At 67.3% G+C, this 24,351-nt stretch carries 22 protein-coding genes; 17 read left to right on the top strand and 5 right to left on the bottom strand.

All coding sequences use genetic code 11. From position 1 onward, the window contains the following. Positions 1-73: 73 nt before the first annotated feature. The 3 genes from KW830_RS16395 (at position 74) to KW830_RS16405 (ending at position 3,513) form a co-directional block, all read left to right on the top strand. Positions 74-2,101, top strand: coding sequence for a TonB-dependent receptor (locus KW830_RS16395; RefSeq protein WP_255578501.1), 2,028 nt, complete (start codon positions 74-76; stop codon positions 2,099-2,101). Between the two features lie 55 nt (positions 2,102-2,156). Beyond that, a complete protein-coding gene (locus tag KW830_RS16400; RefSeq protein WP_218333744.1) occupies positions 2,157-2,873 on the top strand; it encodes a DUF4198 domain-containing protein in 717 nt (238 codons plus the stop codon). Positions 2,874-3,006: 133 nt separating this feature from the next. Continuing rightward, a complete protein-coding gene (locus KW830_RS16405) occupies positions 3,007-3,513 on the top strand; it encodes a RidA family protein (protein WP_218333745.1) in 507 nt (168 codons plus the stop codon). A gap of 190 nt (positions 3,514-3,703) precedes the next feature. Here KW830_RS16405 and cobA read toward each other — a convergent pair whose 3' ends face one another. Both cobA and ybiB read right to left on the bottom strand, forming a co-directional pair. Continuing rightward, on the bottom strand, positions 3,704-4,522 hold the full coding sequence (cobA, locus tag KW830_RS16410; RefSeq protein ID WP_218333746.1) for a uroporphyrinogen-III C-methyltransferase: 819 nt from the start codon (positions 4,520-4,522) through the stop codon (positions 3,704-3,706). After that, entirely contained in the window at positions 4,519-5,463 is a 945-nt protein-coding gene (ybiB, locus tag KW830_RS16415) for a DNA-binding protein YbiB (protein ID WP_218333747.1), read from the bottom strand. The genes cobA and ybiB overlap by 4 nt, the downstream gene beginning before the upstream one ends. A gap of 410 nt (positions 5,464-5,873) precedes the next feature. On the opposite strand from ybiB, the gene KW830_RS16420 reads away from it, so the two are divergent. From KW830_RS16420 to tsaD, 3 genes are all read left to right on the top strand, one after another. Continuing rightward, positions 5,874-6,527 (top strand): DUF937 domain-containing protein, encoded by a 654-nt coding sequence (locus KW830_RS16420; RefSeq protein ID WP_218333748.1) that lies wholly within the window; start codon positions 5,874-5,876, stop codon positions 6,525-6,527. A 270-nt stretch (positions 6,528-6,797) separates the two neighbouring features. Then, positions 6,798-7,250, top strand: coding sequence for a CBS domain-containing protein (locus KW830_RS16425; RefSeq protein WP_066536329.1), 453 nt, complete (start codon positions 6,798-6,800; stop codon positions 7,248-7,250). Between the two features lie 92 nt (positions 7,251-7,342). Next, on the top strand, positions 7,343-8,383 hold the full coding sequence (tsaD, locus tag KW830_RS16430; RefSeq protein WP_218333749.1) for a tRNA (adenosine(37)-N6)-threonylcarbamoyltransferase complex transferase subunit TsaD: 1,041 nt from the start codon (positions 7,343-7,345) through the stop codon (positions 8,381-8,383). A 107-nt stretch (positions 8,384-8,490) separates the two neighbouring features. Here the strand turns inward: tsaD and wrbA are convergent, their stop codons facing one another. Further along, positions 8,491-9,093: an NAD(P)H:quinone oxidoreductase gene (wrbA, locus tag KW830_RS16435; RefSeq protein ID WP_218333750.1), complete on the bottom strand. Its 603-nt coding sequence runs from the start codon at positions 9,091-9,093 to the stop codon at positions 8,491-8,493. A 401-nt stretch (positions 9,094-9,494) separates the two neighbouring features. On the opposite strand from wrbA, the gene KW830_RS16440 reads away from it, so the two are divergent. Genes KW830_RS16440 through KW830_RS16455 form a run of 4 tightly spaced genes read left to right on the top strand, consistent with a single transcriptional unit; the run spans position 9,495 to position 14,410 of the window. Continuing rightward, entirely contained in the window at positions 9,495-10,982 is a 1,488-nt protein-coding gene (locus KW830_RS16440) for an efflux transporter outer membrane subunit (RefSeq protein ID WP_218333751.1), read from the top strand. A gap of 40 nt (positions 10,983-11,022) precedes the next feature. After that, positions 11,023-12,405, top strand: coding sequence for an efflux RND transporter periplasmic adaptor subunit (locus KW830_RS16445; RefSeq protein WP_218333752.1), 1,383 nt, complete (start codon positions 11,023-11,025; stop codon positions 12,403-12,405). After that, positions 12,402-13,205, top strand: coding sequence for an ABC transporter ATP-binding protein (locus KW830_RS16450; protein ID WP_218333753.1), 804 nt, complete (start codon positions 12,402-12,404; stop codon positions 13,203-13,205). The genes KW830_RS16445 and KW830_RS16450 overlap by 4 nt, the downstream gene beginning before the upstream one ends. Continuing rightward, positions 13,205-14,410: an ABC transporter permease gene (locus tag KW830_RS16455; protein ID WP_066536307.1), complete on the top strand. Its 1,206-nt coding sequence runs from the start codon at positions 13,205-13,207 to the stop codon at positions 14,408-14,410. Before KW830_RS16450 ends, KW830_RS16455 begins: the two co-directional genes overlap by 1 nt. A 526-nt stretch (positions 14,411-14,936) precedes the next feature. Here the strand turns inward: KW830_RS16455 and KW830_RS16460 are convergent. Then, positions 14,937-15,320, bottom strand: coding sequence for an Hsp20/alpha crystallin family protein (locus KW830_RS16460; protein WP_066536305.1), 384 nt, complete (start codon positions 15,318-15,320; stop codon positions 14,937-14,939). Positions 15,321-15,500: 180 nt separating this feature from the next. On the opposite strand from KW830_RS16460, the gene KW830_RS16465 reads away from it, so the two are divergent. Further along, positions 15,501-16,805 carry a branched-chain amino acid ABC transporter substrate-binding protein gene (locus tag KW830_RS16465; protein WP_370626148.1) on the top strand — a complete coding sequence of 435 codons (1,305 nt, stop codon included), beginning with the start codon at positions 15,501-15,503 and terminating at the stop codon, positions 16,803-16,805. A 105-nt stretch (positions 16,806-16,910) separates the two neighbouring features. Here KW830_RS16465 and mltB read toward each other — a convergent pair whose 3' ends face one another. Beyond that, positions 16,911-18,035, bottom strand: a complete 1,125-nt coding sequence (gene mltB, locus KW830_RS16470; RefSeq protein WP_066536301.1) for a lytic murein transglycosylase B — start codon at positions 18,033-18,035, stop codon at positions 16,911-16,913. 351 nt (positions 18,036-18,386) lie between these two features. Between mltB and KW830_RS21560 the strand changes: the two genes are divergently transcribed. From KW830_RS21560 to KW830_RS16500, 6 genes are all read left to right on the top strand, one after another. Continuing rightward, on the top strand, positions 18,387-18,560 hold the full coding sequence (locus KW830_RS21560; RefSeq protein WP_218333815.1) for a hypothetical protein: 174 nt from the start codon (positions 18,387-18,389) through the stop codon (positions 18,558-18,560). Continuing rightward, positions 18,514-19,467: a histone deacetylase family protein gene (locus KW830_RS16480; protein ID WP_066536299.1), complete on the top strand. Its 954-nt coding sequence runs from the start codon at positions 18,514-18,516 to the stop codon at positions 19,465-19,467. The genes KW830_RS21560 and KW830_RS16480 overlap by 47 nt, the downstream gene beginning before the upstream one ends. A gap of 36 nt (positions 19,468-19,503) precedes the next feature. Next, positions 19,504-20,295 (top strand): enoyl-CoA hydratase, encoded by a 792-nt coding sequence (locus KW830_RS16485; RefSeq protein ID WP_218333814.1) that lies wholly within the window; start codon positions 19,504-19,506, stop codon positions 20,293-20,295. A 330-nt stretch (positions 20,296-20,625) separates the two neighbouring features. Continuing rightward, the gene (locus KW830_RS16490; RefSeq protein WP_218333755.1) at positions 20,626-21,375 is read left to right on the top strand and encodes an electron transfer flavoprotein subunit beta/FixA family protein; all 750 of its coding nucleotides are present in this window, start codon (positions 20,626-20,628) and stop codon (positions 21,373-21,375) included. Between the two features lie 27 nt (positions 21,376-21,402). Continuing rightward, a complete protein-coding gene (locus KW830_RS16495; RefSeq protein WP_218333756.1) occupies positions 21,403-22,335 on the top strand; it encodes an electron transfer flavoprotein subunit alpha/FixB family protein in 933 nt (310 codons plus the stop codon). Positions 22,336-22,524: 189 nt separating this feature from the next. Further along, the gene (locus KW830_RS16500) at positions 22,525-24,315 is read left to right on the top strand and encodes an acyl-CoA dehydrogenase (protein ID WP_066534164.1); all 1,791 of its coding nucleotides are present in this window, start codon (positions 22,525-22,527) and stop codon (positions 24,313-24,315) included. Positions 24,316-24,351: the final 36 nt, after the last annotated feature.

Raw genomic sequence — 24,351 nt, forward strand, 5'->3', positions numbered from 1 at the left:
TGGCAGATGCAGGACAGCCTTTCCCGAAAGGCATGTACCACCACCACGTTTGCCCGTCCCGATGTCCTCTCTTTTGCGACAGACTCCCCGTTCTCCGTTGCTGACCGCCGCGGCGCTGGCCGCACTCTGCGCCTGCCTCCCCGCTGCGGCCCAAGAGGCCCGGCTGGCCGCCCTGACCGTCAAGGGCCAGGCCCTGGCCGCCAGCCAGGCCGCCTTCAGCACCCAGCATCTGACCCAGGAAGACCTGGCCGCCACCGGCGCGCAAGAGGTCGAAGACCTGTGGCGCCAGGTGCCCGGCATGCATGTGAACGACTACCAGCTCAGCGGCGTGGCCAACGCCGTGGTGCTGCGCGGTTTTGGCGGGGGCGGCCACGGTGGCGACATTGCTGCCACGCTGGACGGCATCACCCTCAACGAAGCCATGTCCCATGCCGACGGGTATTTCGACCTGAATGTGGTCGTTCCGCTGGAGGTGGAGGAAGTCACTGTGCACAAGGGCCCGGTGTCGGTGCTGCAGGGAAATTTCAACCGCGCAGGGCTGGTTGCACTGCAAACGCGCCGCTCCGGCACCTACACCGAGGCGCAGCTGCAGGCCGGCTCGCACGGCACCTACGACCTGCAAGGGGCGCTGGGCCGCCAGCTCGGGGCGGACGACCAGATGTTCCTGGCCGCACAGTCCTACACCACGGATGGTGCACGGCCCGATGCCGATGCCCGGCGCCATACGCTCAGCGGCCGCTGGCACCACCGGGTGGACCGCCGGCTGGACTTTGCGTTGTCGGCCCGCTGGCACGAGGCACGCGGCGACTCGCCCAGCTACCTGACGCAGGCCCAATGGGAGCGCGACCCGCAGGGCAAGGACCCGCGCGTGCAGGGCGACGGATCGGAAAAGACCTTCGCCACGCTGCGCCTGGATGTGAACTATGCGCTGGGCGACAGCACCAAGCTGCTGGCCTTTGCCTACGGCACCCGGCAGGATTTCGTGCGCTGGTTCACCCGCCCGCGCAGCGGCACCTGGATGCAGCGCGAAGAGCGCTATGACCGCGACGTGCTGGGCATGGGCCTGCAGCTCAGCGGCAGCGCAGCGCTGGCGGGCTCGCCGCTGGAATGGCTGCTAGGCACCGAGCGCCTGCAGGAAGACACCGACTACGGCTATTGGGAAGGCACGCAGAACCGCCAGCGCATGGCGGCGGCCGTCAGCGACCGGCGCACGGCACTGGACACCACGGCCGCCTACGCGCAGGCGCACTGGAAACTGGCTCCCTGGCTGCAGCCCAGCATGGGCGTGCGCTGGGACCGCTTCACCGGCGATTGCCGGCGCCTGGGCGCGGAAACCGGCAGCGACACCTGCGAGCGCATGGCCACCACCCGCCATGCCAGTCCCAAGCTGGGGGTGACATCGCAGATTGCACCGCAGACCACCTTGCGCGCCAGCTGGTCGGAAGGCTTTGCACTGGCCAGCGACTTTGCCAAGTACGCACTGGGCACCGCCGGGCTGGACCCCAATGTCTTTCGCCAGACCGAGCTGGGTGTGCAATGGGCACCCCACCGCAGCCTGTGGCTGGATCTGGCCGTCTACCGCACCACCTCCAGCAACGAAATCCGCAACGTGGCGCCGGGCGTGTACGAGAACTTTGGCAGCACGCGCCGCAGCGGGGCGGAACTGCAGGCGCACTGGACGCCATTGTCCAAGCTGGAGCTGCAATGGAGTTACGGCCGCATGCACTCGCGTGTGACGGAAAACGCCAACGCCGCGCTGGTGGGCAAACAGGTCACCGCCGTGCCCGCCTACACCAGCACCGTGCAGGCCAGCTACCGGCCCACTGCAGGCTGGACGCTGCGCGCCATCTGGCGCCATGTGGGCCGGGGCGCGGTGGATGCCGCCAACACCCAGTGGAGCCGCGCCTACCAGGTGGGCGATATGGGGGCGCAGTACGCGCTGCCGCGCAGCCTGGGCTGGGGCGATGCCCAACTGAGCCTGTGGGTGCGCAACGTGACCGACCAGCGCTACGCCAGCAGCACCAGCGTGATCGGTGGCGAACGCCTGGTGGCCCCCGGCGCACCGCGCACCGTGACCGTGGGCCTGAAGTTCGCGCTGTGAAGCGGCTGTGAGTCCCAGTTTCTTTTTTTATCGTTTTCCCAAGCAGGAATTCCCCATGACACCCTCCTTCCCCCGCCGCCTGCGCTGGCCTGCGGCCCTGGCCGCCCTGTGCCTGTCCGGTGCCGCACTGGCCCACAACGTCTGGCTGGAGCCGGACTCTGATGGCAGCTACCTGCTGCAGTTTGGTGGCCATGCCGGACAGCTGGAAGCGTTTGACCACGCCAAGCTGCAGAGCGTGACCGCCTATGACCGGCGCGGCCGCAGCGTGCCCGCCCAGGTCCGGACCGTGGCCCAGGGCCTGAAAGTCCACCCCGATGCCCAGGCCGCGCTGCTGGCCGTGGAGCTGGACAATGGCTTCTTCAGTGGCCAGCCTGGCGACAAGGCCATGCGCAACCTGCCCATGGACCAGAACCCTGGGTCCACACGCGGGGTGTGGGCGCGCAAGTACCACAAGACGCTGCTGGTCTGGGGCGCGGTGGCGCGCAAGGAACTGGGCCAGAAGTTCGAAGTGACGCCCCAGCAGGGCCAGGTGCCGCACGCGGGCGAGCAGGTGCTGCTGCAGGTCACGCTGGACGGCAAGCCGCTGGCCGGTGTGCGTCTGAGCCAGGGCGAGAACGGCAGCCCCGTGACCACCGATGCCCAGGGCCTGGCCCGCGTGCCGGTGGTGGCGGGGACCAACACCATCCAGGCCATCTACCGCCAGCCCGTGCAGGGCGATGCACGCACCACGGAGCTGAGCTTCGAACACCTGCTGCGCTTTGCCGTGCACTAGCCCGGGCACTGCTGCCTGCACCACGGTGCGCATGGAGGTCGGCACGGTGGCCGAGGGCCTACACTGGCCGCATCTGTAACCGGGGCTGCGCCGCAGGGGCCGTGCCCCATGCCCGAAGGGCAGGGAGAGCGAGATGACGACACGGGATCAGCGGCTGGCACAGGCCGCCCAGGCACTGGATTGCCCCATGGATGTGGAGATTGCCCCCGGCGGCAGCTACCGCCCGGTGGTGCGGGATGAGCGCATGCTCTATGTCAGCGGCCAGCTGCCGCGCCTCAACGGGGCCATGGCATCGCTGGGGCCGGTGGCGCCGGCCTCCGCCGCACCGGCCCCCGGGACCGCCACGCTGGAACAGGCACGGCGCGCGGCCCGGGTCTCGGCCCTGCGCAGCCTGATGCTGGTGCAGCGCACGCTGGGGAGCCTGGAGCCGGTGCAGCGCATCTGCCGCATGACGGTGTATGTGCACTGCACCAGCGACTTCACCCAGCACAGCGAGGTGGCCGACGGCGCCTCCGAGCTGCTGGTGGAAGTGCTGGGCGACATCGGCCTGCCCGCGCGCTCGGCGATCGGCGTGGCGCAACTGCCCAAGAACGCCTCGGTCGAGGTGGAACTGACGGCATCGGTCCATTTCGCGCTGTGACGCTGTAAGGGCGCAGACCACTGGGGTGGCATGTCGCCAGCACAGTCCGCATGCCTGAGGCATCGCAGGTGTCCGCCGCCTTCAGGTCCTGCGAGCCACCCAGCTGAGCCGTGCACCGCAAAAAAAAGAGCGCCCCTTGGGGCGCTCTTTTTTTGGGGGACCCGTGGTCCCGCCGCGGTGCGGAAGCGGCCTAGCCCGCCACCGCCTGCAGCGCTGCGGCGGCGTGCGCGCCGGCCGAGTTCTGCAGCGCCCATTGCGACACGCCGCGCACCACATCGCCAATCACCAGCACGCTGGGGCTGCCCAGCTGCTCGTCGTGCAAGGTGGCGGGCAGCTGGCCCAGCGTGGTGATGGCGTGGCGCTGCTGTGCCAGGCTGGCGTGCTGGATGACGGCCACGGGCAGGTGGCCGGGCAGGCCGCCTTCCTGCAGATCGTGGGCAATCGATTCGGCGGAGCGCACGCCCATGTAGATCACCAGCGTCAGCTTGGCCGCATGGGCCGTGGCGGCCAGCGCGCGCCAGTCGGTGCCGGCGTCACCGGGCTTGGCGTGGCCGGTGATGAAGACGACGCCATGGGCATGGTCGCGGTGGGTCAGCGGCGCGCCCAGGCTGGTCAGCCCGGCCAGACCGGCGGTGATGCCGTTGATGACCTGCACCTCAATGCCTTCTGCGCGCAGGTGCTCCACTTCCTCGCCCCCGCGGCCAAAGATGAAGGGGTCACCCCCCTTGAGGCGCACCACGTCTTCACCTTCCTGCACGGCCTGCAGCATCAGCTTTTCGATGAAGGCCTGGGGCGTGCTCTTGCAGCCGCCGCGCTTGCCCACGTACACCACGCGGGCCGTGGGGGCGGCATGGGCCACGATCTCGGGGGAGACCAGGTCGTCCACCAGCAGCAGCGTGGCGTTCTGGATGGCTTTGAGCGCCTTGATGGTCAGCAGCTCCGGGTCGCCCGGGCCGGCACCCACCAGGGTGCAGCGGCCGGTGGGGAGGGGCGTGGTGGCGGTGGTCATGGTGTGGCTCCTTGCGCAGCGGTGCTGCGCAATTGGCGGTGCAGTGCAGTCAGATACTGCACTTGTTGGGCAATCGGGGCGGGAACGGGCTGGCGCTCTGCGAGCACGTTCTCGATATAGCGGGCCGTGGACTCTACATCATGGCTGGGCGGAAGCGCAGGCAGATCGGTCAGCGTGCCGCGCTGGTTTTCCTGCAGCGGCTGCAGCTGGCCGCGCAGCACGGCCGTCATGGCCGGGTGGCGACGCGGGTCGGCCACGGGCTCGCCCTCGGTTCCGCGCAGCAGCAGGGAGGTGGCGCCCACCAGGGCCTGGGTGGCGGCCATGGAGGTGGCGTATTCGGGGTGGGTGTAGCTGCCCACCACCAGCGTGTCGTGGCCGCTGCGGCCCAGCGGGTTCAGCAGCTTGACCAGGCTGTGCGACGGGTTGCGCAGGCCGATGGCGGCGCGGGCATTCAGCAGCCTTTGCAAACCGGTGTGCAGCGCGCCCGTGGCGCAGTGCAGCAGCTGGCCGGGGGCGATGTCGGTCAATGCAGTGGCAGGGGCATGGCCCAGCGCCAGCAGCACCTGGGCGCTGGTGGTGCGGCTGGATTCGGTGGTGCTGCCGTGCAGCAGCACCGGCAGGCCTTCGCGTGCCAGCAGCAAGGCCAGCAGCGGGGTGAGCACCGGCAGCTTGCGCGCGCCGTTGTAGCTGGGCAGCACGATCCAGGGCTGCTGGGGCGCAGCCAGTGCGGGCAGGCGCTGGTGGATCGCATCCAGAAAACCGGCCATCTCTTCGGGCGTTTCGCCCTTGATGCGCATGGCCACGCAGAAGGCGCCGGTGGCCAGATCATCCACCTGGCCGTCCAGCAACTGGCCCATCAGGTCGGCGGCCTGGTCACGCCGCAGCGCCCGCGCGCCGTCTTTGCCGCGGCCGATTTCTTTGAGGTAGTGCTGGATCGACATGGGGTATATATTGTCTTTCGTTGTTATGGTTTGTTTTTAATATTTATTTTTCATATGCAAATGGTGCCAGCGGTCGAAAGACTGGACGGGAGCCCAGACCGGCTGCACCGCTGCTGCGGCTATTTTCGTGCTGAATGGATGCGGTGTTCGCGCAGGGGGCCGCTGGGGCGGTCGCTGTGCACATTTTTTTCTGTTCTTTGAAGGGCCGGTGCAGGCGCGGGTCTGCGTTGCAGGCCATCGGAAAGCCTGCAGTCACAGTGGGAGGGAACCGTCGTTGGCCCGGGGGGCACACTGGGCGGTGCACCGGGTACGGCAGTGATGATTGTTCACGATGGCAGCCATGGCTTTCGGTGGACGCCGCGTGTACGGTCTGTACGATGGGGTGCTGAATTTCCTCAGGAGTCACTGCCATGAACGCTTCCCCCTCCCTGGTCGATGAACTGATGTCCCAGCTGCAAGGTGCCCCCATGCAGCAGATGGCACAGCAACTGGGTACCGACACCGAGCAGACGCAGTCGGCCGTGGGCGCGGCCCTGCCGCTGCTGCTGGGTGCCTTGGGTCAGAACGCAGCCCAGCCCCAGGGCGCCGCCGACCTGCTGGGGGCCCTGCAGCGGGACCACAGCGCAGCCGTGCCCCAGGGCCTGGGCGGCCTGGGCGATCTGCTCGGCTCGGTGCTGGGTGGTGCACAAGGTGGTAACGGTGGCAGTGGTGGTGGCGCCGGACTGGGCGGCGGGGCCGACATCCTGGGCCACATCTTTGGCGGCAACCAGCAGCGCGCGGAAGCGGGTCTGGGCCAGGCCACCGGTCTGTGCGGCAATGCCGGCAATCTGCTGCAGATGCTGGCGCCCATCGTGATGGCGTTTCTGGCCAGCCGGGTGCAGTCCGGTGGCCTGGATGCCGGCGGACTGGGCCAGGCCCTGGGGCAGGAGCGTGAGCGGGCGCAGGCCCAGGGCGGTCTGGGCGGCGGCTTGCTGGGTAGCCTGCTGGACCAGGACGGTGACGGCCAGGTCGGCATGGGCGATCTGTTCAAGATCGGTGGCGCGTTGCTGGGCGGACGCCGCTGAGCGCCGCCGGGACAGCGCTGGCCGTTTCTGTATGGGATCGGCACGGACCGAGAGTCGGATGAAAAAAGGCAGCGCAAGCTGCCTTTTTTGTGGGCGCTCGGCGCAGGCCGGGGTAGGAGAGCGGCGCGAGGGCTGCTTACCCGCTACCGGGATACGGGCATCGCCTGATTGCTGCATTGCCGCGATGCCGCCACACTGGCGCTGCGAGTCTGGTTGGTATGCATGCCAATGGCAGTTCCGTTGGCGCTTTTTGTCCCAAGGAGATGCGGTATGACGACTGTGGCTGACATCCTGCGAGCCAAGAACAACAGCCCCGTGCACAGCGTGGCCCCCACCGACACCATGCTGGCGGCGCTGCAGCTCATGTCCGACAAAGGCATCGGCGCGCTGCTGGTGCTGGACGGCGGGCGCATCGCCGGCATCGTGACCGAGCGGGATTACGCCCGCAAGGTGGTGCTGCAGGGGCGCAGCTCCAGCACCACCCAGGTGCAGGAGGTGATGACGTCCCAGGTGCACTGTGTGCTGCCGCGCCAGACCACGGCCGAATGCATGGCGCTGATGACGTCCCGGCGCATCCGCCATCTGCCGGTGGTCAACACCGAGCACCAGGTGCTGGGCATGGTCTCGATCGGGGACCTGGTCAAGGAAATCATCTCCGAGCAGCAGTTCACCATCCAGCAGCTGGAGCACTACATCACCGGCTCCGCGCACACCACCAGCTGAGCACCGGCAGCGCTAGGCAGGATGGCAAACGGCAGGCCGGGCCAATGCCCGCCTACCAGCGCCGCTGCGCCGCAGGTTCTACACTGGCGGCCATGAGTTCGCTGATCCTCGGTATCGAATCCTCCTGTGACGAAACGGGCGTGGCCCTGGTGCGCCTGCCCGATGGCGGCGCCGTGCCCCAGTTGCTGTCGCACGCACTGCACAGCCAAATCGACATGCACCGCGCCTATGGCGGGGTGGTGCCGGAGCTGGCCAGCCGCGACCATATCCGCCGCGTGCTGCCGCTGACCGAACATGTGCTGAAGGAAAGCGGCACCACGCTGCAGGACGTGGACGTGGTGGCCTTCACCCGTGGCCCGGGCCTGGCGGGCGCGCTGCTGGTCGGTGCCGGTGTGGCCTGCGCCCTGGGCGCGGCGCTGGACAGACCGGTGCTGGGTGTGCACCACCTGGAAGGGCATCTGCTGTCGCCCTTTCTGAGCGAGGATCCGCCCGAATTTCCCTTCATCGCCCTGCTGGTCTCCGGCGGCCACACCCAGCTGATGCGGGTGGACGGGGTTGGCGACTACGCCATCCTGGGCGAAACCATCGACGATGCAGCCGGCGAAGCCTTCGATAAATCGGCCAAGCTGATGGGCTTGCCTTACCCCGGTGGGCCCGAACTGTCCCGCCTGGCCGAAGGCGGCGATCCGGAAGCCTTCAAGCTGCCGCGCCCGCTGCTGCATTCGGGCGACCTGGACTTTTCCTTCGCCGGCCTCAAGACAGCGGTGCTGACCCAGGCCAAGAAGCTGGGAGACGAGCTGGAAGCGCGCAAGGCCGATCTGGCTGCCAGCACCCAGGCGGCCATCGTCGATGTGCTGGTACGCAAGACGCTGACGGCGCTGAAGGACACCGGCATGCGCCGCGTGGTGGTGGCCGGCGGCGTGGGCGCCAACAAGCTGCTGCGCGCCCAGCTGAATGCCGCGTGCGCCAAGCGCCAGATCCGCGTGCACTACCCCGAGCTGCACCTGTGCACCGACAACGGCGCCATGATCGCCATGGCCGCCGCCATGCGCCTGCAGGCCGGGCGTGAAAAGGCGGAAAAAATCTATGCTTTTGATGTGAAGCCGCGCTGGCCGCTGGATTCACTGAAATAAAGTCCAGCGTCAGAAGCCTGGTTGCAGGATCTTCGGGTCTTGCCATCCACAAAAAAGCAGCCCCTGGAGGCTGCTTTTTTGTGGGACGGTATGGCAGTGACCGTGGCTTACCCCGCCAGCTTGACGGCCAGTTTGGCGACGGTGGCGCCCTGGTTGCGCGCAATGGCCAATTCATCCGGGTGGGGCTGGCGCGAGCCGTCCGGGCCGGCAATGGTGGTGGCGCCATAGGGCGAGTTGCCTCCCTTGACCGCCGACAGATCGGTCTGCTGCGGCAGGGCGTAGCCGATGGGCACGATCAGCATGCCATGGTGGGCCAGCGTGGCCCAGGTGGTGGTCACCGTCATCTCCTGGCCGCCGCCGGTGCCGGTGGATGCAAACACGCTGGCCACCTTGCCGATCAGTGCCCCCTTGGCCCACAGGCCGCCGGTCTGGTCCCAGAAGCTGCGCATCTGGGAGGTCATGTTGCCGAAGCGGGTGGGGGTGCCCACGATGATGGCGTCGTATTCCGACAATTCCTGCGGGGTGGCCACGGGCGCGGCCTGGTCGGCTTTGCCGCCGGCATTCTTGAACACGTCGGCAGGCATGGTCTCGGGCACGCGCTTGACGGTGACCTGGGCGCCGGCCACGCTGCGTGCGCCGTCGGCCACCGCATTGGCCATGGTTTCGATGTGACCGTACATGGAGTGATACAGAACCAGAATCTTGGCCATAGTGCTTTCCTGCAAGGGTTGGGGAAGGGGTCCCGAAGAGGCCCCGATGAGGGCCTGGGTGGGACAGAGAAGACGCCCGTGCATCGTAGGCAGCCGTGCGGGGTTTGAGAAGGCCCCATCCAGCGCCACTCTGTAGGCGCATGCCCCGTGGTGCGATGCCGGCCTGCTGCGGGCGGCCACAGTGGCGGGCAAAGTGCAGTTAGTAGGGCGGGCCACAGGGGCTGCAAATCGCCCGGGAGGGCAGGGCTTCAGAGGCAGGAGCACCTGCGCATCTCGGCACAATCGCGTGCCGTACGGATGACAGCCTGCTCTTTACCAGGGCTTCACACACAGTTTGTCGCAGCCCTACAGAGCTTGCGCACAATCCGTCACAGTTCACGGCACGATCCACCAGGGCCTTCATGCATTTTTCTTCCTCTTTCCCTGTCCTTGCTTCCTCGGCGCGGCGCCCGGCCGCACTGCCGTTGGCGGTGGCCTTGGCTGGCGCCCTGGCGCTGGCCGGTTGCAGCCACACCACTTCCTTCACGCCCGCAGGCGCCATGCCGGCAGTGCCCACGGCATGGCACGCCGCCCAGGCGGAGCCCCAGCAGCAGGCCCCGGCAGATCTTTCGCGCTGGTGGCAGCGCTTTGGCGATGCCCAGCTGACCGCCCTGATCGACCAGGCCTTGCAGGCCAACCCCAGCCTGCGGGGCGCCCAGGCGGCCGTGCGCCAGGCCCGGGCCACCCGCGATGTGCAGGCCGCCGGCCTGCTGCCCAGCGCCGGTGCCAGCGCCAGTGCGGGACGCAGCCGCCAGGGCAATAACGACGCGCGCAACAGCTATTCCGCCGGGCTGGACGCCAGCTGGGAGCCGGACTGGTGGGGGGAGCAGGGCAACCGGGTCGACGCCAGCGAAGCCACGGCCCGCGCGGCCCAGGCCACATTGGAAAGCACCCAGGTGTCGCTGGCGGCCGAAGTGGCCCAGACCTATGTGGAACTGCGCGGCCAGCAGGACCGTCTGCGCATCGCCCAGCAGAACCTGGCGCTGCAACAGCAGACCCAGCAGATCACCGAATGGCGGGTGCAGGCCGGGCTGGCCACGTCGCTGGAATCCGAGCAGGCCCGCCAGTCCACCAACCAGACCGCCGCGCAGATTCCGGCGCTGCAGACCAGCCTGGCACAGTCGCGCCATGCGCTGTCCATCCTCACCGGCCAGCCGCCGGCCGCGCTGGAGGAGCAGCTGCAGGCGCTGCAGCCCGTGCCCCGTGCGCCGGACGAGCTGGCCCTCACGCTGCCGGCCGACACGCTGCGCCAGCGTCCCGATGTGCGCGCGGCCCAGCACCGGCTGGAAGCCGCGCTGTCCACCTTGTCGGCCCAGGAAGTGGCCAACTACCCCAGCCTGCGCCTGAGCGGCTCGCTGGGCCTGAGCGCCCTGACCCTGGGCGCGCTGACCAATGGCGCCTCGGTGGCGGCCAGCATGGCAGCCGGTCTGTCGGCCACGCTGTTCGACGGCGGTGCCAACCGGGCCCAGATCCGTGCCCAGAGCGCGGTGGTGGACCAGGCCCAGGCCAGCTACCAGTCTGCCGTGCTGACGGCGTTGCAGGAAGTGGAAGACGCGCTGGTACAGCTGCAGGGCGACAAGGGGCGCCTGGTGCGCCTGCGTGCGGCCGAAGCCGCGGCACGCAATGCCTCGCTACTGGCCAACCAGCGCTACCAGAGCGGGTTGATCGACTTCCAGACCGTGCTGGACACGCAGCGCACCCTGCTGAGCTCGCAGGACAGCGTCTCCACCGTGGCGGCCAGCATCAGCACCGACCACATCCGCCTCTACAAGGCCCTGGGCGGCGGCTGGACGCCGACCGTGGCGACTGACGCCGCCGCCACGCCCGTGGCCCGCAACAGCCAGCCCTGAGCCACGCTGACCGCAGAAGAATCAACAGGATCTACCGAACATGAAAAAGAACAAAACGACTTCCAGCAGCCAAGAAGTGCAGGACCTGCTGGGCGACGGCCTGGCCCGCAAATGGTGGCAAAGCCCCACGGTGTGGATCAGCGCCGTGGCGGTGGCCGTGGCGGTGGGCGGCTTTGCCTGGTGGCAGGCCGACCAGAAGGCCAAGGCCAAGCCTGTGTATGTGACCGAGGCGCTGAAGAAGGGCACGCTGTCGCTGACCGTCTCGGCCAACGGCACCTTGCAGCCGACGCGCACGGTGAACGTGGGCTCCGAGCTGTCGGGCACGGTGCGCAAGGTCTATGTGGACGTGAACGACAAAGTGAAAAAAGGCCAGGTGATGGTCGAGCTGGACACCGACAAGCTCATGGCCCAGGTGGGCCGCTCGCGTGCCACCATGGCCTCGGCCCAGGCCAAGCAGAGCCAGGCGGAAGCCACGCTCAAGGAGGCCCAGGCCAATCTGGCGCGCCTGGAAGAGGTGCACCGCCTGTCGGGCGGTCAGGTGCCGTCGGCCACCGAACTGGATTCCGGCCGCGCCACGCTCGACCGCGCCAAGGCCGATGTGGCCGCCGCCAAGGCTTCGGTGGAAGACGCCCGCAACGCGCTGTCCACCGATGAGACCAACCTCTCCAAGGCCTCCATCAAGGCCTCGATCGACGGTGTGGTGCTGACCCGCACGGTGGAACCCGGTCAGGCCGTGGCCGCCTCGCTGCAGGCCGTGACCCTGTTCACCGTGGCCGAAGACCTGAACAAGCTGCGCCTGGAAGTGGCGGTGGACGAAGCCGACGTCGGCACCGTGCAGGCCGACCAGCGCGCCAGCTTCACCGTCAGCGCCTACCCCTCGCGCCGCTACCCGGCCAAGGTGACGCGCGTGGACTACGGTTCCACCAAGACCGACAACGTGGTCACCTATGTGGCCCGTCTGGAAGTGAACAACGAGGACCTGAGCCTGCGCCCCGGCATGACGGCCTCGGCCACCATCCGTGCCAATGAACGCCAGGATGTGCTGCTGGTGCCCAACTCGGCCCTGCGCTTCACGCCCACCGGCATGCAGAACCCCGGCCAGGTGGCTGCGGGAGGCGTTGCGGCGCGCGAAGGCGGCAAGCCGGCAGGCGGCGCGCCTGGCGCCAGCGGTGGCAACAGTGGCGGCATCGTCGGCCAGCTGATGCCGCGTCCCCCGCGCCAGGGCGGCTCCCGCCAGGGCGGCCGTGAACAGGCCCAGGCCCCCGGCCAGACCCGCTATGTGTGGGTGCTGCAGGGCGGCCAGCCCGAAGCCCGCCAGGTCAAGACCGGTCTGAGCGATGGCCGCATGACCGAGGTGGAGAGCGAAGCCCTCAAGGAAGGCGATCTGCTGATCACCGACCAGCGCAGCGGGGCCGCCAAATGAGTGAGCTGTCGAGTGCGCTCTCTCCCAGTGCCGCAGGGGAAGGCGGCCTGCCGCTGATCCGCCTGCGCGGCGTGACCAAAACCTACGGCGAAGGCGGCCTGGCCTTCCAGGCCCTCAAGGGCGTGGACCTGGACATTGCCCAGGGCGACTTCGTTGCCATCATGGGCCCCAGCGGTTCGGGCAAGTCCACGGCCATGAACACCCTGGGCTGCCTGGACCGGCCCACCACCGGTGCCTACCTGTTCAAGGGCGTGCACGTGGAAGGTCTGTCGCGTGACGAACGGGCACGCCTGCGCCGGCGTTACTTCGGCTTTGTGTTCCAGGGCTTTCACCTGCTGCCGCGTACCACGGCGCAGGAGAACGTGGAACTGCCGCTGCTGTACCGGGGCGAGCCCACGGCCCAGCGCCACGCCGCCGCCGCCCGCGCGCTGGATGCGGTGGGGCTCAAGGGCTGGGAACACCACACGCCGGCCGAACTGTCGGGCGGCCAGCAGCAGCGCGTGGCCATCGCCCGGGCCATCGTCTCCGACCCGGCCGTGCTGCTGGCCGACGAGCCCACCGGCAACCTGGATACCCAGCGCAGCGAGGAAATCATGGAGCTGCTGTGGAAGCTCAATAGCGAAAAAGGCATCACCGTGCTGATGGTGACGCACGAGCCCGAGATGGCTGCCTACAGCCGCCGCATCGTGCGCTTCAAGGATGGGATGATGGACACCGATACCCCCAACACCCCGCTGGTGCTGCGCCGCGCCGCACTGGACAGCCAGGCCCTGGCCGCGGCCGAGAAAGGCGGTGCCTGATGCTGTGGAACACCATCTGGCTGGCGCTGCGCTCCATCCGTCGCAACCTGCTGCGCTCGTTCCTGACGGTGCTGGGCATTGTGATCGGCGTCAGCGCCGTGATCACCATGGTCACCCTGGGTAACGGCGCCACCGTGGCCGTGCAGAACCAGATCTCCGGCCTGGGCACCAATCTGCTGCAGGTGCGCTCCGGCCAGCGCATGGGGCCGGGCGCCACCGTGGCGCCGTCGTTCAAGGACACCGATGCCACGGCCATCGCCCAGCAGATCGGCGGCATCCAGGCCGTGGCCCCCGAGGCGCGTTCCAGTGCCACGGTGGTGGCTGGCGGGCGCAACTGGTCCACCAGCGTGATCGGCAGCACCAATGACTGGCTGATCACCGGCAACTGGAAGCTGGCTCAGGGCCGTGAGTTCACCGATGAAGAACTGCGCGCCGGTGCTGCCGTGTGCATCATCGGCGCCACCTTGCACCGCGAGCTGTATGGCAACAGCGCCGATGTGATCGGTCAGCAGCTGCGCATCAAGGGCTTTTCCTGCAGCGTGATCGGCCTGCTGGACTCCAAGGGGCAGGGTGCCTTCGGCAACGACCAGGACGACACCGTGCTGATCCCGCTGAACACGCTGCAGCGCCGGGTGACCGGCAGCAAGCGCCTGAACACCATCCTGGTATCCATGGAAGACGGCAGCGACCCCGAGCGTGTCAAATCCAGCATGAACCAGTTGCTGCGCGAGCTGCGCAAGCTGGCCCCCAGCGATGAAGACAACTTCAACGTGCTGGACACCAAGCAACTGGCCGACACCATGGCCGGCACCACCAAGGTCATGACCACGCTGCTGGGTGCGGTGGCAGCGGTGAGCCTGCTGGTGGGCGGTATCGGCATCATGAACATCATGCTGGTGAGCGTGACCGAGCGCACCCGGGAAATCGGTCTGCGCCTGGCCATCGGCGCGCTGGAGCGCGAAGTGCTGCTGCAGTTCCTGATAGAGGCGGTGGTGCTGGCGGCACTGGGTGGGCTGGCCGGCATTCTGATTGCCACCGCCGCGTCCTATGTGCTGGCGCAGGTGATGGGCGTGCCCTATATCTTCAACGCCGGGGTGAATGCGCTGTCCTTCATCTTCTCCGCAGCCATCGGCGTGGTGTTCGGCTACTTCCCTGCCCGCCGCGCGGCGCAGCTGGACCCGATCGAGGCACTGCGCCACGAGTAAGCAGCTCGTCTGCCTGCACCGTGGCGGTGGCCACACCCCGAACGCCATCCACCCGGATGGCGTTTTTTCATGGGCGTTCAGGTGCCTGCACTGGCGGAGCCCACTGCCGGTAGCCGTGACCGATGCTGTGTGGGGTAGGCGTGCCATGCACGGGGCTACCGCCGGTGCAGGGGTTCCGGTGTCTGGTGCTGGGGAGGCTGTGGATGGAGCGCCTGTCCTGGAGAGGCCGCAGCCCTGTGCCCCCTTTTACCTTTTTACCCTTTGAGCGTGAGCGCTCCTTGGCACCAGGCGCCGGCGGCGTTCACCACCACCGATGGGGCAGAACAAGGGACGCTGCGGGCAATGGCACCGTGCATTGCACCGCGACGCTCGAAACCCGCAGGCAAAAAAGAAGCCCGTCAACGTCGTGCAACGTTGCGGGCTTCATGCTGTCTGGCGTGCCGGTGCTAATCAAGAGGAGAAGAAAGGTGGCAGGCCAGTCAACAAAAGGTGGGCAGCGCGCGCTGCACTGCCCGGGAAACGGGCGTTACTGGATGCTCAGCTGCACCGAGGTGTCGACCGGCTTGCGCTGCGCCAGCACCAGGGTCAGCACACCGTTTTCCAGTTTGGCGCTGCTGGCAGCGGCATCGATGGCATGGGGCAGTTCCCAGCTGCGCTGCACCTGGCGGGGTGCGCCTTCCACGCTGCTGAGGTGCACCTGGTGGTCTTCGATGCGCAGTTGCAGCTGCTCGCGGGCCAGGCCCGGCACATCGACGGACAGCGTGGTGGCGTCCTCGGTGGAGGTGGCGGTATAGCCGGCGGTCTTGGCAGCGGCATGCTGCGAGGCTTGCAGGAAGCGCTGCAGGGCCAGATCGGCTTGGTGGGAAGCGTTGAAGGCAGAACGGCGGATGACAGGCGATGCGAAGAACATGGTTGTTGGGCTCCTATACACTGCGCGGCGCTCCGGTTGGTTGCCGCATGCTCAGCAATTGCAGGCTGTGCCGGGGTTTTCAAGGGATGATTTGGTATGAATAAATTTGGCTCGCAGGGCTTGAAAAACCACCAACCAGCGCCATCGCGCATGCATCAGGTGGCATCTTCACTGCGCAAAATGGTGCTGGCCGGGGTGGCGGGTGCCACGGTATGGGGCCTGGGGGGCGTGGTTTCGGCAGCGTTGGCGGCCAGCCCCGCCAAGTCCGGTACGGCCGCTGCAGCGCCCACCGGCGCCCCCATCCAGCTGGCGCTGGTGGAAAGCCTGTCCGGCCCGTTTGCCAACACGGGCGAAGCGGTGTTCCGCAACATCCTGATGGCGACCGAACGTGTGAACGCGCGCGGTGGCGTGCGCCTGCAGGGCGATGCTGCCGCCCAGCCGCTGGTGGTGCAGCGCTTTGACAGCAAGGGCCAGAACGAAGAGGCGCTGTCCGCACTGCGCGCCGCCATCGACGGCGGTGCGCGCATCATCCTGCAGGGCAATTCCTCGGCCACGGCTTCGGCGCTGCTGGACGCCATCAACAAGCACAACCAGCGCGAACCCAAGAAGCGGGTGCTGTTTCTGAACTATTCGGCCGTGGACCCGGCCTTCACCAACGAGCGCTGCAGCTTCTGGCATTTCCGCTTTGACGCCCATGCCGACATGCGCATGGCCGCGCTGATGCAGCTGGTGCAGGCCGACAAGGCGCTCAAGAACGTCTACCTGATCGGCCAGGACTACAGTTTTGGCCAGGCCGTGCTGGGCGAAGCCCGCCGCCAGCTGGCCGCGCGCCGCCCGGAAGTGACCGTGGTGGGCGACGAGCTGCACCCCGTGGGCCGCATCAAGGACTTTGCCCCCTATGCGGTGAAGATCAAGCACAGCGGTGCCCAGGCGGTGATCACCGGCAACTGGGGCAACGATCTGACGCTGCTGGTCAAGGCCGCGCGCGAAGTGGGCTTTGACGGCATGTTCTACACCTTCTACGGCAACGCGCTGGGCGCGCCCGCTGCACTGGGCGATGCCGGTGTGGGCAAGGTGGTGGCCGTGGCCGACTGGCTGCCCAACACGCCGGGCGCCGCCAGCGAACAGTTCTACCAGAGCTTCCGCCAGCGCTTTCCCAAGCCCGAAGACGACTACGCCCACCTGCGCATGCAGATGATGGTCGAGGCCCTGGCCCAGTCCATGCAGAAAGCTGGCAGCACCGAAGCCGCCGCCGTGGCCCGCGCCATGGAACAGGTGCAGGTGCAGCTGGCCGGCCGCACCGGCTACATGCGTGCCGCCGACCACCAGTTCCAGCAGCCGCTGGCCGTGGGCGTGATGGAACGCCAGGGCACACCGGGGGTGAAGTTCGATGTGGAAGGCTCGGGCTATGGCTTTCGCGTGGTGCGCGAGATCACGGCCTTGCAGGCCGAACTGCCCAGCACCTGCCAGATGAAGCGTTTCTGAGTTCCGGGGACGGCTGTGGCATGCTGCCGTGCTGTCCCGTACCGCTGCGCAAGGACAAAAAAGGCCCGCATCTGCGGGCCTTTGGCATGGGGCACTGCGCGGCGCTTACGGGGCGCTCGCCGCGGAACGGGGCGCCTGCGGTGCTGGCTCCAGGCTGGCTTCCTGCACGGCGGCTGCCACTTCCTGGCCCAGGTCGTACACGGCCATGGCGTAGTAGCTGGACATGTTGTAGCGGGTGATGGCGTAGAAGTTCTGTGTGCCGATCACATAGGTGGGCGCATCTTCGCCGTTGAGCAGTTCCACCAGCGCCAGCGGTCCCTGGTGGCGCATGCCGCCATCCAGCGGAATGGCACCCAGCTGCAGCATCTGGTCTGCGGTGAAACTGGGCTTGATGTCCGGTGCCAGCAGCGTGGCCATGTCGGTGCCGTTGGGGTTGAATGCCACGCCGTACTGCACCGCCATGCCGGGCTGCCAGCCGTGGCCGCGGAAGTAGTTGGCCACGGAGCCAATGGCGTCCACGGTGCTGTTGTAGAGGTCGACCTTGCCGTCACCATCAAAGTCCACGCCAAACCGGGCCAGGCTGCTGGGCATGAACTGGCCCAGACCCATGGCACCGGCAAAGCTGCCCAGCGCCTGGGTGGGGTCCTGGCGGGCACTCCAGGCGGTGGTCAGGAACTGCGCCAGCTCGCCCTGGAAATAGGCCACGCGCTCGGCCAGGCGCGGGTGGTTGGCGGGGTAGTCGAAAGCCAGCGTGGCCAGCGCGTCGAGCACGCGGAAGTTGCCCATGTTGCGGCCGTAGATGGTCTCCACGCCGATGATACCGACAATGATTTCCGGGGGCACGCCATAGGTTTGCTCGGCGCGCTCCAGCGCGGCGGCGTTCTCCTGCCAGAAGCGCTTGCCGGCCTGCACGCGCACCGGGTCGATGAAGCGGCTGCGGTACACCGCCCAGCTGCGGGCCGTGGTCTTCTTCGGGCCGGTGCTGGGCGTCATCAGACGGCGGACCTGCTCCAGCTTCTGTGCCTGGCCCAGTTGCTGGCGCAGCCAGGCGGCATCGATGCCTTGCTGCTGGGCCAGGGTATCGGCCCAGCGCAGCGCTTCGGCACGCTGGCCGTAGCTGTTGTCCACAGCGGCCGCAGCGCGGGCTTTGGAGTTTTTGGGGCTTTGCGCGTAGCTGGGGAGGGCGCAAGCAGCGATGCAGACAAGAGCAACGGGAAGCAGACGGGTCATGAAATCTCGGTGAGGGGGGACGGCCCGGCAGCCAGGGCAGGAAGCGGAACTCCCACCGTAGCGCTTGCGGGCTGGCTGTGCCGGGGTGGCGCAGGCATTGCGGGCATGTTCCATGCATTCCCGCCAGGCCGGCAGCGCCGCGGCACCGAACCCTTATTGTGCGATGGTCCGCACTGCTCCCACGCAAGTCCATGTGCCGGGCAGTGGGTATTTTTTTGTGGAGGGCCGCACCGGGCCGTTGCGCGGTGCGCAAAGCCGCCGTGCACACCGCCTCCGTCCGCGGCAGCAGGCCGTGGCGCACAGCGCTTCGCTGCCAAGCTGACCGCCCGCCAACAGGCCAGCAACGCAGTCGTGTACTCGCTGCGGGCGGCCCGCAATGACCGTGTTAAGCTGGTCTGGAAGGTCCTTGCGCAGCGCCTGTGCGTGCTGCATCCATTGGGGGCCATGGCTGAAAAAAACAAAAACGGGGACAAGGAAAATGGGCAGAACAGGCTATTTTTCCCACAAGGATTGCTGGAAGCATGAGATGGGTCCTGGGCATCCGGAATGCCCGGAACGACTGGACGCCATCGAGGACCGCCTGCTGATCACCGGGGTGTTCGACGGGCTGGAGCGCGTGGAAGCGCCGCTGGCTTCGCTGGCCGATGTGGAGCTGGCCCATGACCGCATGCATGTGGCGGCCCTGCGCGGCCTGACGGACCGGCTCAAGGAAGAGGTGCAGGCCGGCGGCCCCGCGTATTCGCCGCTGGACACCGACACCTCCATCAATGTCCACACCTGGGATGCGGCGCTGCGCGCCGCCGGGGCGGCCGTGGCTGCCACCGATGCGGTGATCGACGGCAGCCTGGAAAATGCCTTCTGCGCCACCCGCCCGCCCGGCCACCACGCCGAGCGCGCCAAGTCCATGGGCTTTTGCTTCTTCAACAACGTGGCGATTGCGGCCTTGCACGCCCTGCAGCGCCGCCACCTCAAGCGCGTGGCCATCGTGGACTTCGATGTGCACCACGGCAACGGTACGGAAAACATCCTGGCCGGCGACGACCGGGTGCTGATGGTCAGCTTCTTCCAGCATCCGTTCTACCCGTTCAGTGGTGACAAGGAGCCGGCGTCCAACATGCTGAACCTGCCGGTGCCGGCCTATACCAAGGGCATGGATATCCGCGAGCTGGTGGAGATGATGTGGATTCCCCGCCTGGAAGCCTTCAAGCCCGAAATGATCTTCATCAGTGCCGGCTTCGATGCCCACCGTGAAGACGATATGGGCCAGCTGGGGCTGAACGAGCAGGACTTCGCCTGGATCACCGAGCGCATCAAAGACGTGGCGCGGCGTTTCTCCAAGGGCCGCATGGTGTCCTGTCTGGAAGGCGGCTATGTGATGAGCGCCCTGGCTCGCAGCGTGGAAGCCCACGTCCGCGTGCTGGCCGATATCTGATTTCGTCTGGGCATAGCAACAGGAGCGTCGGCCATGATGGATTTGCAGAATGTGGACCAACTGGTGGAAGTGCAGCGCAGCCCGCAGGGCGTGGTGCGCATCACCTTGAACGATCCCCAGCGTTTCAACGCACTGGGTGCCGAGATGCTGGTGGCGCTGCAGCAGGCCCTGGATGCCGTGGCCGCCGATGCCTCGGCCCGCGTGGTGGTGCTGGCCGCGCAGGGCAAGGCCTTCTGCGCCGGCCACAACCTGAAGGACATGGCGGCCAACCCCCAACTGGCCTATTACCAGCAGCTGTTTGCCCAGTGCAGCAAGATGATGGTGAGCATCGCCCGCCTGCCGGTGCCGGTGATCGCGCGGGTGCAAGGCATGGCCACGGCGGCCGGTTGCCAACTGGTTGCGCAGTGCGATCTGGCGGTAGCCAGCAGCGCGGCCAGCTTTGCCACCAGCGGCATCAACTACGGGCTGTTCTGTGCCACCCCCAGCGTGCCGCTGGTGCGCAACCTGCCCATCAAGCAGGCCATGGAAATGCTGCTGACCGGGGACTTCATCGATGCGAACACCGCTTTCGCCCGCGGGCTGGTGAACCGGGTGGCCGAACCCGACGCGCTGGATGCCGCCGTGGAGGCGCTGGTGCAGTCCATTCTGGCCAAGCCCGCGGCGGCCGTGCGCATGGGCAAGGCCCTGGTCTACCAGCAGCGGGAACTGGGGCTGGAAGCGGCCTACCAACTGGCAGGCCAGACCATGGCGGCCAACATGATGGATGCCGATGCCCAGGAAGGCGCACAGGCCTTCGCGCAAAAGCGCAAGCCGCACTGGCAGGGCTGAGGCGGCTGTCCGTCCTCCTGCCCTCCTGTGACGGGGCGCTGCGCAGGCGCCCCGGATGCCGGGCCTGCCAAGCCATGTCGCCATCCTCTGCCGGTCCGTGCAGGCCAGGGCGGGCTGCCGGCGGGGCTACTGAATAGGTGGTAACCCGAGGTTGGGCCGATTTCCATGCACACCGCTGCCGTTGTGCGCATAAAATAGAACGATCGTTCTTTTTTGTGCCGGCAAGGACCGTGTGAATTGTCAGGAATTCCGCCGCTGCTGCTGCAGCGCCGCATAAAATGAGTCGGTTTACGTAAACGTCAATCTTCCAAGAAATCAAGGAGCCGCAGCATGAAGGTATTGGTCCCAGTCAAGCGGGTGGTGGACTACAACGTGAAGGTCCGCGTGAAGTCGGACGGCACGGGCGTGGACATCGCCAACGTCAAGATGAGCATGAACCCGTTTGACGAGATTGCGGTGGAAGAAGCCGTGCGCCTGAAGGAAAAAGGCGTGGTCACGGAAGTGATCGCGGTCTCGTGCGGCGTGGCCCAGTGCCAGGAGACGCTGCGCACGGCCATGGCCATCGGTGCCGATCGCGGCATCCTGGTGGAGACCGATGCCGAGCTGCAGCCGCTGGCGATCGCCAAGCTGCTCAAAGCCCTGGTGGACAAGGAACAACCCGGCCTGGTGATCCTGGGCAAGCAGGCCATTGACGGCGACAACAACCAGACCGGCCAGATGCTGGCGGCCCTGGCCGACCTGCCCCAGGCGACCTTCGCCTCCAAGGTCGAAGTCGCGGGCGACAAGGTCAACGTCACGCGTGAAGTGGACGGCGGCCTGGAAACCGTGGCCCTGTCCACCCCGGCCATCATCACCACCGACCTGCGCCTGAACGAGCCGCGCTACGTGACGCTGCCCAACATCATGAAGGCCAAGAAAAAGCAGCTGGATGTTGTCAAGCCCGAAGAGCTGGGCGTGGACGTGGCGCCCCGCATCAAGACGCTGAAGGTGGCCGAGCCTGCCAAGCGCGGTGCCGGCGTGAAGGTGCCCGATGTGGCCGCCCTGGTGGACAAGCTCAAGAACGAAGCCAAGGTCATCTAAGACAGGCAGCACAAGGAGATCATAGAAATGACCGCACTCGTTATTGCAGAACACGACAACGCTTCGATCAAGGGCGCAACGCTGAACACCGTGACGGCCGCCAAGGCCTGCGGCGGTGATGTGCACGTGCTGGTGGCCGGTGACAACGCCGGTGCTGCGGCTGCTGCCGCAGCCCAGATCGCTGGCGTGTCCAAGGTGATCCACGCCGACGGCGCCAGCCTCAAGGACGGCCTGGCCGAAAACCTGGCCGCCCAGGTGCTGGCGATTGCCGGCAACTACAGCCACATCCTGTTCCCGGCCACTGCCTCGGGCAAGAACGTGGCTCCCCGCGTGGCCGCCAAGCTGGACGTGGGCCAGATCAGCGACATCACCAAGGTGGACAGCGCCGACACCTTCGAGCGTCCCATCTACGCCGGCAACGCCGTGGCCACCGTGCAGTCGGCCGATGCTATCAAGGTGATCACCGTGCGCGGCACCGGCTTTGATGCAGCGGCTGCCACCGGCGGCGCTGCGGCCGTGGAAACCGTGGCTGCCGTGGCGGACTCGGGCAAGAGCAGCTTCGTGGGCCGTGAAGTGACCAAGAACGACCGCCCCGAACTGACGGCCGCCAAGATCATCGTCTCCGGCGGTCGCGCCCTGGGCTCGGCCGAGAAGTTCAACGAAGTGATGACCCCGCTGGCGGACAAGCTGGGCGCGGCCATCGGCGCTTCGCGCGCGGCAGTGGACGCGGGCTACGCCCCCAACGACCTGCAGGTGGGCCAGACCGGCAAGATCGTGGCGCCGCAGCTGTACATCGCCGCTGGCATCTCGGGCGCGATCCAGCACTTGGCGGGCATGAAGGACTCCAAGGTGATCGTGGCGATCAACAAGGACCCGGAAGCACCGATCTTCTCGGTGGCCGACTACGGTCTGGAAGCCGACCTGTTCCAGGCCGTGCCGGAACTGGTGAAGGCGCTCTGAGCCACCACCACAGGAAAGAGGGGCTGCGTGCCCCTCTTTTTCCGTCTGCCATCAGCACAGGATGCATGGGCATGCCACCGCCGCGTGGTGCCATGCCCATGGACCCTGGCGCCACAGCGGTTGCACAGCGCAGCCAGCGCGCACGCGCCGAACCCATCCCTCAATCAAACCCAAAGAGAAGGTGACAAGATGAGTTACACAGCCCCCGTCAAAGACATGCTGTTTGCCATGGAACATCTGGCTGGCATCGCGCACGTGGCGCAGATCCCCGGCTTTGAAGATGCCGGTCTGGAGACCGCGCAGGCCGTGCTGGAAGAGTGCGCCAAGCTGTGCGAAGGCGTGGTGGCGCCGCTGAACGTGCCGGGCGATGTGAACCCCTCTGCGTGGAAGGACGGCAAGGTCACCACCACCCCCGGTTTTGCCGATGCCTTCAAGCAGTACGCCGAAGGCGGCTGGCAGGGCCTGCAGCACCCCACGGACTTCGGCGGCCAGGGCCTGCCAAAGACCATTGGTGCGGCCTGCATCGAAATGCTCAACAGCGCCAACCTGAGCTTTGCGCTGTGCCCGCTGCTGACCGATGGCGCCATCGAAGCGCTGCTCACGGCCGGCAGCGATGCGCTCAAGACCACCTACCTGGAAAAGCTGATCTCCGGCCAGTGGACCGGCACCATGAACCTGACCGAGCCCCAGGCCGGCTCCGACCTGGCCCTGGTGCGCACCAAGGCCGAGCCCCAGCCCGATGGCACGTACAAGGTATTCGGCACCAAGATCTTCATCACCTACGGTGAGCACGACATGGCCGAGAACATCGTCCATCTGGTGCTGGCCCGCGTGGCCGGTGCGCCCGAAGGCGTGAAGGGCATCAGCCTGTTCGTGGTGCCCAAGTTCCTGGTCAATGCCGACGGTTCGCTGGGCGCGCGCAATGACGCGCACTGCGTGTCCATCGAGCACAAGATGGGCATCAAGGCTTCGCCCACGGCCGTGCTGCAGTTCGGCGACCACGGTGGCGCCATCGGCTACTTGGTGGGCGAGGAAAACCGCGGTCTGGAATACATGTTCATCATGATGAACGCGGCGCGCTACGCCGTCGGCATGCAGGGCATTGCCGTGGCCGAGCGCTCCTACCAGCACGCCGTGGCCTACGCCAAGGACCGCGTGCAAAGCCGTCCCGTGGATGGCTCGGTCAAGGCCAGCGCCACCATCATCCACCATCCCGATGTGCGTCGCATGCTGATGACCATGCGCGCCTACACCGAAGGCTGCCGCGCCATGGCCTCGGCAGCGGCGGCGGCCTACGATGCCGCCCACCACCACCCGGACGCCGAAGTGCGCCAGGCCAACGCCACCTTCTATGAATTCATGGTGCCGCTGGTCAAGGGCTACAGCACGGAGATGAGCCTGGAAGTGACCAGCCTGGGCGTGCAGGTGCATGGCGGCATGGGCTTCATCGAAGAAACCGGCGCCGCGCAGTACTACCGCGACGCCAAGATCCTGACCATCTACGAAGGCACGACCGCCATCCAGGCCAATGACCTGGTGGGCCGCAAGACCGCACGCGATGGCGGCACCTCGGCCAAGGCCATTGCCGACCAGATCGCCAAGACCGAAGCCGCGCTGCGCGCCAGCGGCACGGCCGACGCCCTGGCCCTGGCCCAGCGCCTGCAGACCGCACGCGAAGCCTATGTGCAGGTGGTGGATTTCGTGGCCGGTCAGACCAAGGCCAGCCCCAACGCCGTGTTCGCCGGCAGCGTCCCCTACCTGATGCTGACCGGCAACCTGGTGGCCGGCTGGCAGATGGGCCGTGCGCTGCTGGTGGCCCAGGACAAGGCCGCCCAGGGCGAGGATGTGCAGTTCATGCAGGCCAAGGTGGCCACGGCGCGCTTCTATGGCGACCACATCCTGACCAAGGTGCCCGGCCAGGCCGAGTCCGTGCTGCACGGCGCCGATGCCGTGATGGCGCTGCCGCACGAAGCTTTCTAAGTCAGGCTATCAAAAAAGTGAGCTGGAGTCGCTTGT

This window comes from Comamonas sp. CMM03 (assembly GCF_019218715.1).
Taxonomy (GTDB): Bacteria; Pseudomonadota; Gammaproteobacteria; order Burkholderiales; family Burkholderiaceae_C; genus Comamonas; species Comamonas terrigena.